This is a genomic window from Hymenobacter actinosclerus, assembly GCF_900111515.1.
Taxonomy (GTDB): domain Bacteria; phylum Bacteroidota; class Bacteroidia; order Cytophagales; family Hymenobacteraceae; genus Hymenobacter; species Hymenobacter actinosclerus.
In genome coordinates, this window is the sequence record NZ_FOHS01000002.1 from 25244 (window position 1) to 39751 (window position 14508).

The window sequence follows — 14508 nt, forward strand, 5'->3', positions numbered from 1 at the left end:
GCACGGGGCTTGTTCAACGGCTTTTCCTTTTAGCTTTTTCTCTTCGGCTTACCCTTCTTCCTCTCCCTCCAGCTTCTTGAACCGGTTGCGGAACAGGTAGTACACCGGAATGCCCAGGGCCACGAGCATCAGGCCGCGCTGGGCGAATTTGGAGTTATCGGGGTCGGTGAGCAGGATAAAGCAGAACGTGGAGGCCAGCGCGATGTAGAGCAGCGGTACCACCGGGTAGCCCCAGGCCCGGTAGGGGCGGGGCGCGGCGGGGCGGGTGCGGCGCAGCACGAAAATGCCAATGATGGTGATGACGTAGAACAGAATTATCGAGAACATCACATAGTTGAGCAGCTCGCCATATGAGCCCGACAGGCACAGCAGGCTGGCCCAGGCGCACTGCCCCCACAGGGCCACGCCCGGCACGCCGGCCTTGTTGAGGCGGGCCATACCCCGGAAAAACAAGCCATCCTTGGCCATGGCGTAGAAGGCCCGCGCGCCCGCGAGCAGGATGCTGTTGTTGGCGCTGAAGGTGCTAACCATAATCAGCACGGCCATTACGTAGGCTCCGGGGGCTCCCAGGATGCTTTCGGCGGCGGCCGTGCCTACGCGGTCGTCGGTGGCGTACTGAATGCCGCGGCCCAGCACATCGGTGGCGGCCGGGTCGCCGTGCAGGGGCAGCACCAGCAGGTACACCAGGTTGATGAGCAGGTACAGCGCCGTTACGATGCCCGTGCCCAGGGCCATGCTGAGCACGATGTTGCGCTCGGGCCGCACGATTTCGTCGCCCGCGAAGCCAATGTTGGCCCAGGCATCGGAGCTGAACAACGAGCCCGTCATGGCCAGGCCAATGGCCGTAACGAGGGCGGCCACCGTGAGGGGCGTGCCCTGGCCGGCGGCATCAAAGCTCACGGCCTGCCACACGTTCTGGAAGTTCTGGCTCAGGGCCTCCTGCTTGATGCCGAAAAACACGCCCGACAGCACGAGCAGCGCCAACGCCACCAGCTTGGTGCTGCCGAATACATTGGAAATAAACTTGGCCGCCCGCACGCCCCGCGAGTTGATATAGGTGAGCAGCACCAGCATGGCAATGGCCACCAGCTGCACCATCGTGAACCGAAACGAGCCCAGCAGCGGCATGTTCTGCACCTCAAACAGCACGTTGGTTTCGGAAATCTGGGGTACCAGCACCCCCGTAAACCGGGCAAAGGCCACGGCCACGGCCGCAATTACACCGGTCTGAATGACGAGAAACAGCGTCCAGCCGTACAAAAAGGCCACCAGCTTGTTGTAGGCCTCGCGTAGGTACACGTACTGGCCGCCCACTTTCGGAAACATCGACGACAGCTCGCCGTAGCTCACGGCCCCGGCCAGCGTAATCACGCCCGTCAGCAGCCACACCACCAGCAGCCAGCCCGAGGAGCCCACTTTGCGGCTGATATCGGAGGAAACGATAAAAATACCGGAGCCAATCATGCTGCCGGTGACAATCATGACGGCATCAAACAGCGTAATGGCCCGCTGGAAATGGCCTTGCTTTTCAGACATCTGGTAAAGAGAAGAGAGGGAATGGGGCCGGAAGATAGAGAATGGCCGGTGAATCGGTGAACGGGTGAGTTGGTGACTGAGTGAATGAGCGGGTTGGCGACTGAGTAAGCCAGACTATCCTCTGGACGACCTGCCCGGCTGACAAGGACAACCCACCCATTCACCGAGTCACCGCCCGCTCCGGCCCGATTGCCTATTTTTGCCCACCTCCCCCATTGCGCCCCTGTTCCCTCTGCATGTCGAACCGTGTACTCGTCTGGCTTACCCTGCTGCTGCTGCTCACGGCGCTGGGCTCCTACGTGTACTACCGGCGCACCGTGGCCAGCGTGCCCGTCGACCCCTGGGCCCTGGTGCCCGACGATGCCGTGCTGGTGGCCATGACGCGCGACCACCCCACGCTCATCCGTCACCTCAAGGAAACCCAGGTCTGGGATAACCTGACGGCCGTGCGCTACTTTCAGCAGGTAGAAGAGAACCTGGTGCTGGTGGACAGCCTGGCCGGGGGGCGCGACGTGCTGCTGAAGTTTCTGGGCCGCAAGCGGGTGCTTACCTCGGTGCACGTAACGGGGCCCCAGCAGTTCGGGCTGCTGTTTCAGGTGCCCATTGGCAGCGTGCGCGAGTACCGGCAGGTGCGCGGGCTGCTCGAAAGCCTGGGCCGCGCCCCCGATTTCAAGGTAACCACCCGCGACTACGAGGGCCAGGTACTTACCGATGTGGGCCGCCGCACCGGCGCCGAAGGCGAGGAGAGCCGCGGCCTGACGCTGCTCAATTACCGCAACCATCTCGTGTTCAGCAGCTCGCCGCAGCTGGTAGAAGCCGTAGTTCGGCGCCTGACCCGGCCCGGGGCACCCACCGTGGCCGCCGACTTCACGAGCACCGACTATTTCCGGCTGCGCGACGTGGACGCCACGCTGCTGCTCAACCAGCGGCGGCTGCCCCAGCTGCTGGGCGTATTGTTCCGCAGCGAGCTGACCCCCGAAATGGCCGCCGTAGCCAGCCTGGCCCGTAACGAGCTGACGGAAATGCGGCTGGCGGGCAACAAGGTGGTTTTCCAGGGCTTTGCCAACCCCGAAACGGCCCGCGGCAGCCTGCACCAGCGGCTGCAGGGCCAGCCCGCCCAGCGCCTGCGCATGGCCGAAGTGCTGCCGCTGCGGGCCGCGCTGGTCATTCATCTGGGCCTGGGACCGGTAACGGCGCTGCGCGGCACCCGGCCCCCGGCCGGGGCCACCGACTCGCTGGCCCCGGCCGTGCCGGCGCTGCTCGACAGCCTGCGCGGCCAGCTGAGCCGCGAGGTGGCGCTGTGCTACCTGAGCACGAACTCGGCGCGGGTGCGGCCGGGCAAGCTGGCGCTGGCCTACACCGCCGACCCGGCCCGCGTAACCACGCTGCTGGGCCGGCTGCGGCGGGCCGTGGGGGCCAGCCCCTCGTTTGGCAAAGTGGGCAGCTACCAGCTCTACCAGACCGGCGTGGCCGAGCTGCCCCAGCAGCTGCTCGGCGACCTGTTCACGGGCTTCGGGCCGCGGCCGGTGGTGGCGCAGGTAGGCAGCTACGTGGTATTTGGCGATGATGAGGCCGCCCTGCGCCAGTACCTGACCGATATGGTGGCGGGCAGTACCTGGAGCCGCTCGCCTACGCAGGTGGCCTTTTTGCAGGAAACCCAGCCCCTGGCCCGCCTGCGGGTGCTGCTCGATACGCGCAACTGCTGGAACCTGCTACTGCGGGGCCTGCAGGAGCAGCGCCGCGCCGGGCTGCTGCGCAACGAAACGCTGTTCAAGCGCTTCCCGCAGGTGTCGCTGCAGTGGGTGCCCGCCGACAACGAGCAGGAGGATGGGGCCCAGTACTTCACGCAGTTTCTGCTGCGCCACCCGGCCGAAGGCCCCGCCGAGGCCCGCCCCCAGAACGCCGACGGCACGGGCAGCGTCCTCGATTTCAAGGTGCCCTTGAGTAGCTCGCCCGAGGCCGTGGTGGTGGCCGGCGTCCGACTGCCGGGCGTGCTGGTGCAGGATACGGCCCACGTGCTGCACTACGTAACGCCCGAAAACGTGGTGGCCTGGTCCGACTCCCTGCCCGGGCCGCTGGTGGGGCCAACCGTGCGGCTGCCAGGGGCGGCGGGCTTCCTGGTGGCCACGCCCCGGCAGCTGTTCCAGTTCAACAACAGCGGCCAGCCCCAGCCCAACTTCCCGCTCAACCTGCCCGATACGGTGCGCGCCACTTCGCTGAGCGTGTCGCCGGCCGCGCGCGAGGGGGCCGCGCGCCGGCTGCTGGTGGCCGGGGGCGGCAGCAACCTGTTCATGTACGACACCCAGGGCCGCGCCTACCCCGGCTGGCAGCCCAAGCAGCTGGAGTTCCGGCTCGCCGCCCCGCCGCAGTACCTGCTCGTGGATGGCCGCGACGTGGTGCTGGTACTGCTCGAAAACGGCTACGTGTACGCCTTCGACCAGGCTGGCGGGGCCTTCCCGGGCTTCCCGCTGAGCGTGGGCGCCCGGCTGGCCAGCGCGGCCTTCGTGGAAATTGCACCCACCCTGCGCCGCACCCGCCTGACGGTGGTTAACCAGCACGGCGAGCGGGTGAGCTTCAACCTGAGCGGCGACGTGGTGGCCCGGCGCCGGGTAGCCACCTGGAGCCGCAACTCGCGCTTCCGCCTCGTGGCCGACCAGCAGCAGCGCGGCTACGTGGTGAGCCGCGAAGACGGCGGCCAGCTCACGCTCTTCGACCCCGAGGGCAAAACCCTGCTCAGCCAGTCGTTCCTGACCACGGCCCCGCGCTCGGTGCAGTTTTTCGATTTCGGCCCTAACCGCCAGGCCTACGTGCTCACCGAAACCGGCCCCGGCCAAGCCTACCTCTACGACGCCCGCTTCCGCCTGGTAGGCGGCAAGCCCTTCGACAGCACCACGCCCCGCGTCGACCTCACCTACAACCCCACCACCAGCACCTTCCACCTGTTCAGGGTGAACGGCAACGAGCTGCGGCGCACGGATATTTTGGTGAAGTAGGGAAGTAAGCCGGGGCTAGGTTGATGGCTAGGGGGTAGGAAAAAAACTGTCATCCTGAGCGCAGCGAAGGACCTGTACGGAGGCTGGCATCAGTAGTTAGCTTCTGTACAGGTCCTTCGCTGCGCTCAGGATGACAGGCACTTTCTCACCCCATCACCTTCTCACCGATTCGTCAGCCAACCTTTTCGGTAGAAGTAGGTGAGCTGGCCGATGACGATGAGCAGTAGCAGCACTAGCAGCACCGGGTAGCCCCAGGGGCTGTAGAGCTCGGGCATGTTGAGCGGATTGACGTGGCCGTCGGGGCCTTCGCGCTGGAAATTCATGCCGTACAGCCCCACAATAAAACTTAGCGGAATGAAGATGCTGCTGATAATAGTCAGCACCTTCATCACCTCGTTGGCCCGATTGCTCTGGTCCGACATGTACAAATCGATGAGGCTGCTCACGGTTTCACGGTAGCTCTCGGCCAGATCCAGGGCTTGGATGGCGTGGTCGTAGCAGTCTTTAAAGAACACCTTGATATCCTCGGGCACGTCCTCGTCGGGCATGCGCAGCAGTTCGGCAATTTTCTCGCGCTCGGGGTACACCAGGCGGCGGAAACGCACAATGTCCTTCTTGACGTGCAGGATGCGGCTGAGCACCCGGCGGTCGGCGCGGCCCTGGAAAATGCGCTCCTCCAGCGTTTCGAGGTAGTCGCCGATGGCCGCCATGGTGGGGTAATAGTGGTCGAGCACCACATCGGTGATGGAGTAGGCCAGGTACAGCGGCGGACGGCGGCGCAGGCTGCTGCGGCCGGTGCGCAGGCGCACCCGCACCGGTTCCAGGCAGTCGTCGTAATCATCCTGAAAGGTGAGCACGTAGTTGGAGCCGGTGAAAATGGAGAGCTGGTCGTCTTCGACGGTGAGCAGGCGGGTAAACTCGGTCATGCGCGACACCAGAAACAGGCCGTCGTCGGTTTCCTCTACTTTGGCCCGCTGGTAGTCGCTGAGCACATCCTCCATCTGCAGCGGATGGATGTTGAAGTCCTGCTGCAGGCGCTCCATCAGGTCGAGGTCGTTGTAGCCGCGCACGTCAATCCAGTGCTTGTGCTCGGGGTGCTGCCGGAAAAATGCCAGCAGCTCGTCGTAGCCGGCGTATTCGTGCTCATGAAAGAAATCCTCGCCGTAGCTGGTCAGCAGCAGGCGCGGCGGCAGCGCGTCGGGGCGGATCGTGAGCGTGCCGGGGCGCTGGCCGATGTGCTCCTCGCGCAGGCGGCGGGCCTTTTCCAGCTCCACCAAATCGGCAGCGGAAAGCTCGTGGTCGTGCTCGTTATGAATGGGAGGGGCCAGGGGCGGGGTGGCAGGTACGGGCGAGGCGGGGGGCGGCGGGGTCATGGGCACGGAAAAGCAGAACGGCAACAGTTTACGGGATTTTGCCGGAAAAGTGCGTTCGGCCGCGGCGACGGCCGGGCTCAAGGCCGATGTAAATCATCGTACTTTCGCCTCCCGATTCCGGTTCTGCCCTTGCCTTCGCCCTCTACTACCGCCGTTGCTGCTCATCTGCTGCCGTTGCCTGCTTCGGCCGGGGCGGGCTACGTATTGCGGCGGCTGCCGGGCCCCGCGCCCGCATCGGTGCGGCCGCCGGCCTACGTGCCTTGGCTGTACCTGCGGCCCGCGCACCAGGCCCTGCAGGAGTGGCCGGCGGGCGAGGTGCTGCATTTCTTTCTGGAAGACGAAACCCACACCGTAGCCCAGCTGGCGGTGTACCTGAGTGCCGATGGCCACGCGGCCCGCAGCCCCGGCCGGGCCCCGTTCGGGGCAGTGCAAACGGCCCCCAACCTGCCCGAAAGCGCGTTGCAGGCGTTTCTGGAAGCCGCAGAAAGCGCGCTGCAGGCGCGGGGCGTACGCCATATTATGTTGCGGCCCCACGCCTTCGCCTACGAGCCCGCCGCCAGTGCCCGCCTCACCACCGTTCTGGGCCGGCTGGGCTATGCTGTCGGCCCCGTGGAAATCAACAGCTACCTGCCCCTGAGCCTGGATTTCGAGGCCCACTTGCACCCTTCGGAGCGGCGGCGGCTGCGCAAGTGCGAGCGATACGGACTGCGCTTCGAGCAGGAGCCGCCGCTGCTGCTGCCGCTGGCCTACGAGTTTCTGCGCCGCTGCCGGGAGGAGAAGGGACAGGAGCTTTCTATGTCGCTGGAGCAGCTGCAGGCCCTGTTTCGCGCCCTGCCGCGGCAGACGCTGCTGTTCTCGGTGCGCGACGCGGCCGGCGAGTGGGCGGCCGTGTCGGTCGTAATCGAGGTGCGCCCCGATGTGCTCTACAGCTTCTATCCCGCCAGCCCCCTGGCCTACAACCACCTGAGTCCGGTGGTGCTGCTTACGGCCGGGCTGCATGCCTTTGGCCGGGCCAGTGGTATGCGCCTGCTCGATCTGGGAACATCTATGCTGCCAGACGGGCCCAATGCGTCGCTACTGCGCTTCAAGCGCCACCTTGGCGCTGTGTCGGGCCTCAAGCTGACGTTTAGCAAGGAGTTGGGGGAAGAGGGGCTGAAGGGGAGGTGAAAAAAGGTGCTGTCATCCTGAGCGTAGCGAAGGACCTATCCAGAAGCTAACAGCAAACAATAGCCTCTGGATAGGTCCTTCGCTACGCTCAGGATGACAGTACCTTTGCCCCTCATAGCCTCACGATACCCCTCACCTGCTTACCCATCACCCAAAACAATGACCGAACCCCGCCGCGTAATTATCGGGCGCTTTGTGCGCGGGGCGGCGGGCTCGGGGGTGGCGGTGGTGGCCCGTACGGCGGGGGCGCTGGTGCTCAATAAGCTGCTGGCCGTGTACGGCGGGCCGGGCGGCCTCACGCTGCTGGCCCACTTCCAGAACCTGATGGCCCTGTTCACCACGCTGCCCAACGACGGTACGCACGTGGGCGCGGTGAAGTACCTGTCCCCGCTGCGGCCCGGCTCGGGCCGTTACCGGGCCTGGCTGGGCGCCGCGCTGCTGCTGAACGGGCTGGCCGGCGCTCTGGCCCTGCTGGCGCTTTTGCTGCTGCCTGGTCCGCTGGTGGGCGTGCTGGGTTTGGGGCGGGGCCAGACGCTGCTGCTCGGCGTCGGCATGCTGCCCCTTATTGGCTACGCCCTGACGGTGGCCGTGCTGCTGGCTGCCGGCCGCCTCCGCGCCTACGTCTGGCTGACGGTGGGCCTGAGCGTGGCCGGGCCGCTGGCCGTGGCGGCGGTGCTGCTGCGTGGCGGCCCGGTGCCCGAGGCGCTGCTGGCGTATCTGCTGGCCCAGGGGCTGCTGCTGCTGCCCGCCGCCGTAGTGGCGGGCCGGGCGGGGCTGCTGCCCTGGCCGCGGGGGCGCAGCAGTAAAGCGGCGCTGCGGGGGCTGGGCCGCTTTCTGCTGATGGCCCTGAGCACGCTGCTGTTCACCAAGGCCGTCAGCTTTGTGCTGCGCGAGGTGCTGGTGCAACGCTTCGGGCTGGAGGCCACCGACTTGTGGCAGGCGGTGGCCAAGCTCTCCGACAACTATGGCATGGTCGTGTCGTCGGTGCTGGGCACCGTGTACTACCCGCGGCTGGCGGCGCTGGGCGGCTCGCCCACCGAGCAGGGCCGTTTTGTGCGGCTGGTACTGCTGGTGCTGGCCCCGGCCCTGGCCGCGGGGCTGGCGCTGCTGTGGCTGGCGCGCGCCTGGCTGCTGCCGCTGCTGTTCGAGCCGCGCTTCGCCGCCGCCGGCTACCTGCTGGGCCCCCAGCTGCTGGCCGATTGGCTGAAATTCCTGACCTGGGCGCTGCTGTTCCTGCTTACGGCCCGCGCTCAGGTAGGCCGCTACGTGGTGTTTCAGGCCGTTTCGACGGCAGCTTATGCCCTGCTGCTGGTGCTGCTGCTGCCGCGGCTGGGCCTGCTGGCCGCCCCCTGGGCCCAGGCCGCCGACTACGGGCTGCTGCTGCTCTGGAGCCTGTGGTATTTTAGAAATGAATTATGAATTATGAATTATGAATTATGAATTATGAATTATGAATTATGAATTATGAATTATGAATTAATTTCTGAAAGCTAAAGTGTAGTTTGAAGTCAAGAAAACCCTCTATAACTGTAACCTGTAATTGAATCAGGCAATATGCCTATAATTCATAATTCATAATTCATAATTCATAATTCATAATTCATAATTCATAAAAATGCCCTTAGTCTCCATTATTGCGCTGTGCTACAACCACGCCCGGTTTCTGGAGGCGGCCCTGGATTCCATTCTGGCCCAGACCTACCCGCACCTGGAGGTGGTGCTGGTAGACGATGCCAGCACCGATGGCAGCGCCGATATCCTGCGTCGATATGCGGCGCAAAACCCCGGCTGGCAGCTGCTGCTACTCCCCGAAAACCAGAACAACTGCCGGGCCTTCAACCGCGGCCTGGCCTTAAGCCGGGGCGAGTTCATTATTGATTTTGCCACCGATGATGTGCTGCTGCCCGAACGCATAACCCAGCAGGTGGCGGCCTTCGCGCAGGCCGGCCCGCGCTGCGGGATGGTATACACGGATGCCGAACTGCTGGACGAATCGGGCCGGTTTGTGCGCCATTACTACCGCCGCGACGCCCGCGGCAACCTGCACCCGCGGCCCGCCTCGGGCCTGGTGTTTGCCGATGTGCTGGCGCGCTACTTCATCAGCACGCCCACTATGCTTATGCGCCGGGCTACGCTTGAGGCGCTGGGTGGCTACGACGAAACCCTGAGCTACGAGGACTTCGATTTCTGGGTGCGTGCCAGCCGCGACTGGGAGTTTCAGTTTCTTGATACAATAACGACCTGCAAACGCCTGCACCCGAGTTCCATGTCGCAGCGGGCCTACCGCCGCCACGACCCTTATCTAGCCTCTACTATCCAGGTCTGTCGCAAGGCTTTGGCCCTATGCCGAACTCCCGAGGAGCGGGCCGCTTTGGTAGTGCGCGTGCGCTGGGAGTTGCGCCAGGCCCTACGCCACCGCAGCCGCCCCGAAGCACGCGAGCTATATCAGCTACTAAGCGAGCTGGATGCTGTTAGTCCGCTTGATTGGGTGGCGTTTAAGGTGCTGGGGTAAGAGTTTGAGCACAGAATGCTCAGAATGAAACCCTTGTGCTTTCGGCTCCCGTACCACTTCTCACTTCTCACTTCTCACTTCTCACTTCTCACCTTCTCACTTCTCACTTCTCACTTCTCACTTCTCACTTCTCACCTTCTCACCTTCTCACCTTCTCACCTTCTCACTTCTCACCTCCTCACCTCCTCACCTCCTCACCTCCTCACCTCCTCACCTCCTCACCTCCTCACTTCATACAGCTCCACCAGCCCGTCCTGGGCTACCAGGCGGCGGTTGGGGTACCAGCTGAGCACCGAGTCGGGCGAGTAGCGGATGAGCTTGCGGGTAAGCTCGTCGTTGGCCAGCGTGGCGCGGTTGAGGAGCAGCCAGGCGGGTTGGGCGGGGCTGATGCGGATGGAGTCGCGGGCGAAGTAGCGGCGGAAGCTAAGGCCCTTGGGTACCTCGAATCCGTAGCTGAAATCGTAATTGGGGAACAGAAAATCATCGACCAGCACCGTGCCCCGCACCGCCGGCCCGGCCAGCCGCTGCAGCACCCGTACCTGCGACGCGTGGGCCGAAACCGGCGGCTTGCGCATGAAGTAGGCCGGCCGCACGGCCAGCGCCAGCCCCAGCACTGCTACCACTCCGGCCGCCAGCGCCGGCCGACCCGGCCGCAGTGCCGCAGGCCAGCGCGGCAGCCAGCGGCTCAGCCCCACGGCCAGCAGCGCCAGCCCCGGTAGCAGGTATACCACCGCCACGGCCGTGCGCAGCCAGGCGGTAAGCAGCAGCAGCACGACGCCGGCCGCCAGCGCCCGGCCGCCAGCCCTAGCTACCAGGCGTTGCAGCCCGAACCCTGCCGCCAGGGCCAGTGGCGGCAGTAGCGGCGTAGTCATGCGCGGGAGCAGGGTGATGGGGTTGTAGCTACTCAACGACGTGCTGCCCAGCCAGTAGAAGGCCAGCGTGCTGCCCGCCAGTGCCAGCCAGAACCAACGGTCGGGCCCCTCGCTGTCGGCCCCTTCCGGGCCGTGAGGGGCGGACGGGTGGCCCAGCGCGGCGGCCGCCAGCGTGAGCATCAGCCCCAGCCCGATACCCACGAAAAAGCTCAGCGGCTGCCACGTGATACGGTCCAGCAGCACCGCCCGGTTGCCCACCAGGTAGTTGCCTTCGCTCAGAAACTTGTTGGTCTGCTCGATGAGGTGAATCCGGTACAGCCCATCATCGGTCACGACGTAGTAAAATACCCCGTAGGCCGCCAGCAGCAGCGCCCCCGTGCTTAGCGCCACAACCCAGAACCGGCCATGCCGCCGGCGCACCGCATCGAGGCCCAGCACGCCCAGATAGAAAGGCAGGTAGTAGGCAATGGTTTCCTTGCTGAGCAGGGCGGCAAAGCCGAGCAGGGCAAAGCCCAGGCCCCACCATCCGGCGCGGCGGCCCGGCTCGCGGCCCCGCAGCAGCGCCGCCGCGCCGGCCAAGCACCAGAACATGAGGATGTTATCGGGGTAGAGGTAGTTGGCCAGGTTGAGCGTGAAGTAGTGCAGCCCCAGCAGCAGCATGGCCGCGGCGGCTACTACCGGCTCGCGGCGGGCATACAGCACGTAAATCAGCCCCGCGCAGCCCAGCGTGGCCAGCAGCGGCCAGAGCGTGGCGCTGATGATATTGACGCCGAACAAAGCGAAAAACCCCGCCACCGGCCCAAAAATCAGCCACCGCTCGTGCAGCGGGTCGTGCAGCAGCTCCTGCGGATCGGGGCCCAGCTCGAAGGTGCCGTGCAGCAGCTGGTAGGCGTGGCGGGCGTAGTAGTAGTCGTCCACGCCATATAGCCCTTCGTGGGTCAGCAGGAAATAGGCCCCGGTGAAAAGTATGACGAACAGCAGCGTCCAGCGGGGCAGGGAGTCAGGCAATCGGTTCACCGCCGCAAGGTAACGGTGAATGCGTGAATGAGTGACTCAGTGAACCCACCTGTCATCCTGAGCGCAGCGAAGGACCTGCTTACGCTAGTACCGACGTAGGCATTGCCCTTTTCAGCATAGCAAGGCCCCTTGCCCTGCTCAGGATGACAGGCGGGTTCACTGAGCCACGCATTCACGCATTCACTCATTCCCCGCTACCTTGCGGCCTATGCGTCGTCGGCTCTGGATTCTGTTGCTGCCTCTGGGGCTGCTGCTGCTCAGTGGCGGCCTGCTTGGTACGTACTTTGAGACCAACGACGACCTGGCTATTCTGGGCATGGTGCGCGGCATCACAACCGCCGCCCCGCAGACGGATCTGTACCTCTACTTCCACGGCTACGCGGCCCTCTGGACCTGGCTCTACGCCGCCTGGCCGCTGGTGCCCTGGTACGGCCTGACGCTCTACGGGCTGCTCTACGGGGCTACTGTGCTGGTTGCGGCGGTACTCAACCAGCTGCTGCGGCCCCACCTGCCGCCGGGGCCGCGCTTCCTGGTGCTGGGGCTGCTGTTCGGGTTGGCGTGGCTGGAGCATGGCTTCTGGTTCAACTACACCCGCGTACCGCTGCTGCTGGCCGGGGCCACACTACTGTACACGGCCACCCGGTACACCGCCCGGGGCTGGCGGGTTCTGGTGCCGGGGCTGCTGTTGGTGGGAGCCGCGGCCGGCATCCGGCCCGGCGGCGCGCTGCTGGGGCTGCTGGCTGCCGCACCCGCCGCCTGGTGGCTGGCCGGCCGGCCGGCGCTGGGCGTGCTGGCCGGCCAGCTGCTGCTGGTCGGGGCGCTGGCGCTGATGGTGGGCCAGAGCGAAACGGCCGCCGCCTACCGCCGTTTCGATACGCGGGTGGCCTTTTTCAACGACTACCGCCTGGCTACCGCGCCGCCCGCCGCCCAACTGCCGGACCCCACCGACCGCCTGGCCCTCACTGCTGCCCGCCGCTGGATGTATTCCGACTCCACGCTCACCAGCGAAGCATTTTTCAACCGCGTGGTGCAGGTCCGGCCGGCCGACTACCTGCGCCATACGGCCCCGGCCAAGCTGGCCCGCACCCTGCTGGGCCTGGGGCGCGACTACTTCCCGCTGCTGCTGCTGCTGGGGCTGTCGGCCCTGGCTGTTGGGCAGGGCCGGCCGACGGGCCAGCGGCTGTTCTGGGCGGTGCAGCTGGGCTTTACAGGGCTGCTGCTGGGCCTGGGCACGCTACTGAAGCTACCGCCCCGCGTTGCGCTGCCGCTGCTCGACTTCTGGCTGCTGGCCAACCTGATTTTTGTGGTGCGCCGGGGCCTGTTGCCGCGCCGGCCGCTGGCTACCCGGGCAACCCGCCTGGCGGGGCTGGCATTGCTGCTGGCAACCGGCGCCTACGCCTACAAAACCGCCCACCGCCGCCACGTACTACAGCAGGAGCGGGCTACCAACGAGCAACAGCTGCGCCAGCTGCTGACCGCGGCCGGCCGCAGCGCCGTGCTGGTTACCGATGGGCTAGCCGAGGCGTATAAGTCGTACTCACCCTTCGCGCCGCGTCCCTGGGCGGCGGGCCCGCCGCGGGTGCTTATGCTTACGGGCTGGCCCAGCTACAGTCCGGCGCAGCCGCAGCTGCTGGCGGCCCTCACGGGCACCCGCGCCTTCGGGCCGGCCCTGGCGCGGCTGGTCAGGCGGCCCGATATTGGCTGGGTGCTCACCCCCGGCGGGGCCCGCCTACTTAATGCCCGGTTGGCGCTGGAGGGGTCGGGGCTGCGCTTGGTGCCGGTTGCCGCCCCGCCGCCCGGGGCAGGGGTAAGGCGCTATCAGCCAGCCGGTAAATGGCCGAAACAGAGGACAAGGCCATAATTTTATAAGCCGCCTGGGGCATCTATTTAGGCGAATGCGTGTGGTATAGCTATATCTTTAGCCTGTATTCCGTCTCCAATCCCTACCGCCATGATCACCGCCTCCGTCATCTCCCGTAGCGAAGTACTCCAGAGTATGGAGGGCTTTCTGAAAGAAAATATAGGCACGTTTCTCAAAAGTGTTGAGACCAGCTGGCAGCCTTCCGACTTCCTGCCCGACTCGCGCCAGGAAACGTTCTTTGATGAGGTAAAGCTGTTGCGCGAGCGGGCCAGCGGCTTAAGCTACGACCTGCTGGCCGTGCTCATCGGCGACACGATTACCGAGGAGGCCCTGCCCAACTACGAAGCCTGGTTTCACGAACTCGATGGCCTGAACCGGGACCGGGACAATGGCTGGGCCCAGTGGATCCGGGGCTGGACGGCCGAGGAAAACCGTCACGGCGACCTGCTCAACCGCTACCTCTACCTCACGGGCCGCGTAAACATGCGCGAGTTCGAAGTGAGCACCCAATACCTGATCAACGACGGTTTCGACCTGGGCACCGCTCAGGATCCGTACCGGGCGTTTGTGTACACTTCCTACCAGGAAATGGCCACCAATATCTCGCACCGCCGGGTGGGGCAGCTGGCCCGCACCGCCGGCGACGACCAGCTTTCCCGGCTTTGCGGCATGATTGCAGGTGATGAAAACCGCCACGCCCGGGTGTACAAAACCTTTGTGGAGAAGATTTTCGAGGCCGACCCATCGGAGATGATGCTGGCCTTCGAGGACATGATGCGCAAGAAGATTGTGATGCCCGCCCACTACATGCGCGAGATGGGCGTGGAGATGGGTAAAACCTTCGGCCACTTCACCGACGCCGCTCAGCGCCTGGGCGTGTACACCAGCCACGACTACACCGAAATCCTCGATACCCTCATTCAGGACTGGAAGATTGAGCAGATGACGGGCCTGAACGCCGCCGCCGAAAAGGCCCGCGACTACATCGTGGCCCTGCCCAACCGCCTGCGCCGCGTGGCCGACCGGATGCCGGTGCCGAAGCTGGAGTACAAGTTCAAGTGGATCGACTAGCCATTGAAGTTTTGCCTCTCAAGCCTCTGGCCTGACCAGGCAAGCGGTTAGCCAATATCAACACAAAAAGTCCCCGCCGTAACCACGGCGGGGACTTTTTGTGTTG

At 65.2% G+C, this 14508-nt stretch carries 9 protein-coding genes; 6 read left to right on the top strand and 3 right to left on the bottom strand.

Translation table 11 applies throughout. From position 1 onward, the window contains the following. Positions 1-48 precede the first annotated feature (48 nt). Positions 49-1536, bottom strand: coding sequence for an APC family permease (locus BMY67_RS06500; RefSeq protein ID WP_092769717.1), 1488 nt, complete (start codon positions 1534-1536; stop codon positions 49-51). 236 nt (positions 1537-1772) lie between these two features. On the opposite strand from BMY67_RS06500, the gene BMY67_RS06505 reads away from it, so the two are divergent. Beyond that, the gene (locus BMY67_RS06505; protein ID WP_092769719.1) at positions 1773-4529 is read left to right on the top strand and encodes a hypothetical protein; all 2757 of its coding nucleotides are present in this window, start codon (positions 1773-1775) and stop codon (positions 4527-4529) included. 161 nt (positions 4530-4690) lie between these two features. Here BMY67_RS06505 and corA read toward each other — a convergent pair whose 3' ends face one another. Beyond that, the gene (gene corA / locus BMY67_RS06510) at positions 4691-5902 is read right to left on the bottom strand and encodes a magnesium/cobalt transporter CorA (protein WP_092769721.1); all 1212 of its coding nucleotides are present in this window, start codon (positions 5900-5902) and stop codon (positions 4691-4693) included. 129 nt (positions 5903-6031) lie between these two features. On the opposite strand from corA, the gene BMY67_RS06515 reads away from it, so the two are divergent. From BMY67_RS06515 to BMY67_RS06525, 3 genes are all read left to right on the top strand, one after another. Continuing rightward, complete coding sequence (locus BMY67_RS06515; protein WP_177189725.1) at positions 6032-7069, top strand: GNAT family N-acetyltransferase; 1038 nt, start codon at positions 6032-6034, stop codon at positions 7067-7069. A 159-nt stretch (positions 7070-7228) separates the two neighbouring features. After that, positions 7229-8488 carry an MATE family efflux transporter gene (locus tag BMY67_RS06520; RefSeq protein ID WP_092769725.1) on the top strand — a complete coding sequence of 420 codons (1260 nt, stop codon included), beginning with the start codon at positions 7229-7231 and terminating at the stop codon, positions 8486-8488. A 196-nt stretch (positions 8489-8684) separates the two neighbouring features. Further along, complete coding sequence (locus BMY67_RS06525) at positions 8685-9581, top strand: glycosyltransferase family 2 protein (protein WP_092769727.1); 897 nt, start codon at positions 8685-8687, stop codon at positions 9579-9581. 218 nt (positions 9582-9799) lie between these two features. Here BMY67_RS06525 and BMY67_RS19725 read toward each other — a convergent pair whose 3' ends face one another. Next, positions 9800-11470, bottom strand: a complete 1671-nt coding sequence (locus BMY67_RS19725; RefSeq protein WP_092769729.1) for an ArnT family glycosyltransferase — start codon at positions 11468-11470, stop codon at positions 9800-9802. Positions 11471-11678: 208 nt separating this feature from the next. On the opposite strand from BMY67_RS19725, the gene BMY67_RS06535 reads away from it, so the two are divergent. Next, positions 11679-13331: a hypothetical protein gene (locus BMY67_RS06535; RefSeq protein ID WP_143069719.1), complete on the top strand. Its 1653-nt coding sequence runs from the start codon at positions 11679-11681 to the stop codon at positions 13329-13331. A gap of 90 nt (positions 13332-13421) precedes the next feature. After that, positions 13422-14402 (top strand): acyl-ACP desaturase, encoded by a 981-nt coding sequence (locus BMY67_RS06540; protein WP_092769733.1) that lies wholly within the window; start codon positions 13422-13424, stop codon positions 14400-14402. Positions 14403-14508 lie beyond the last annotated feature (106 nt).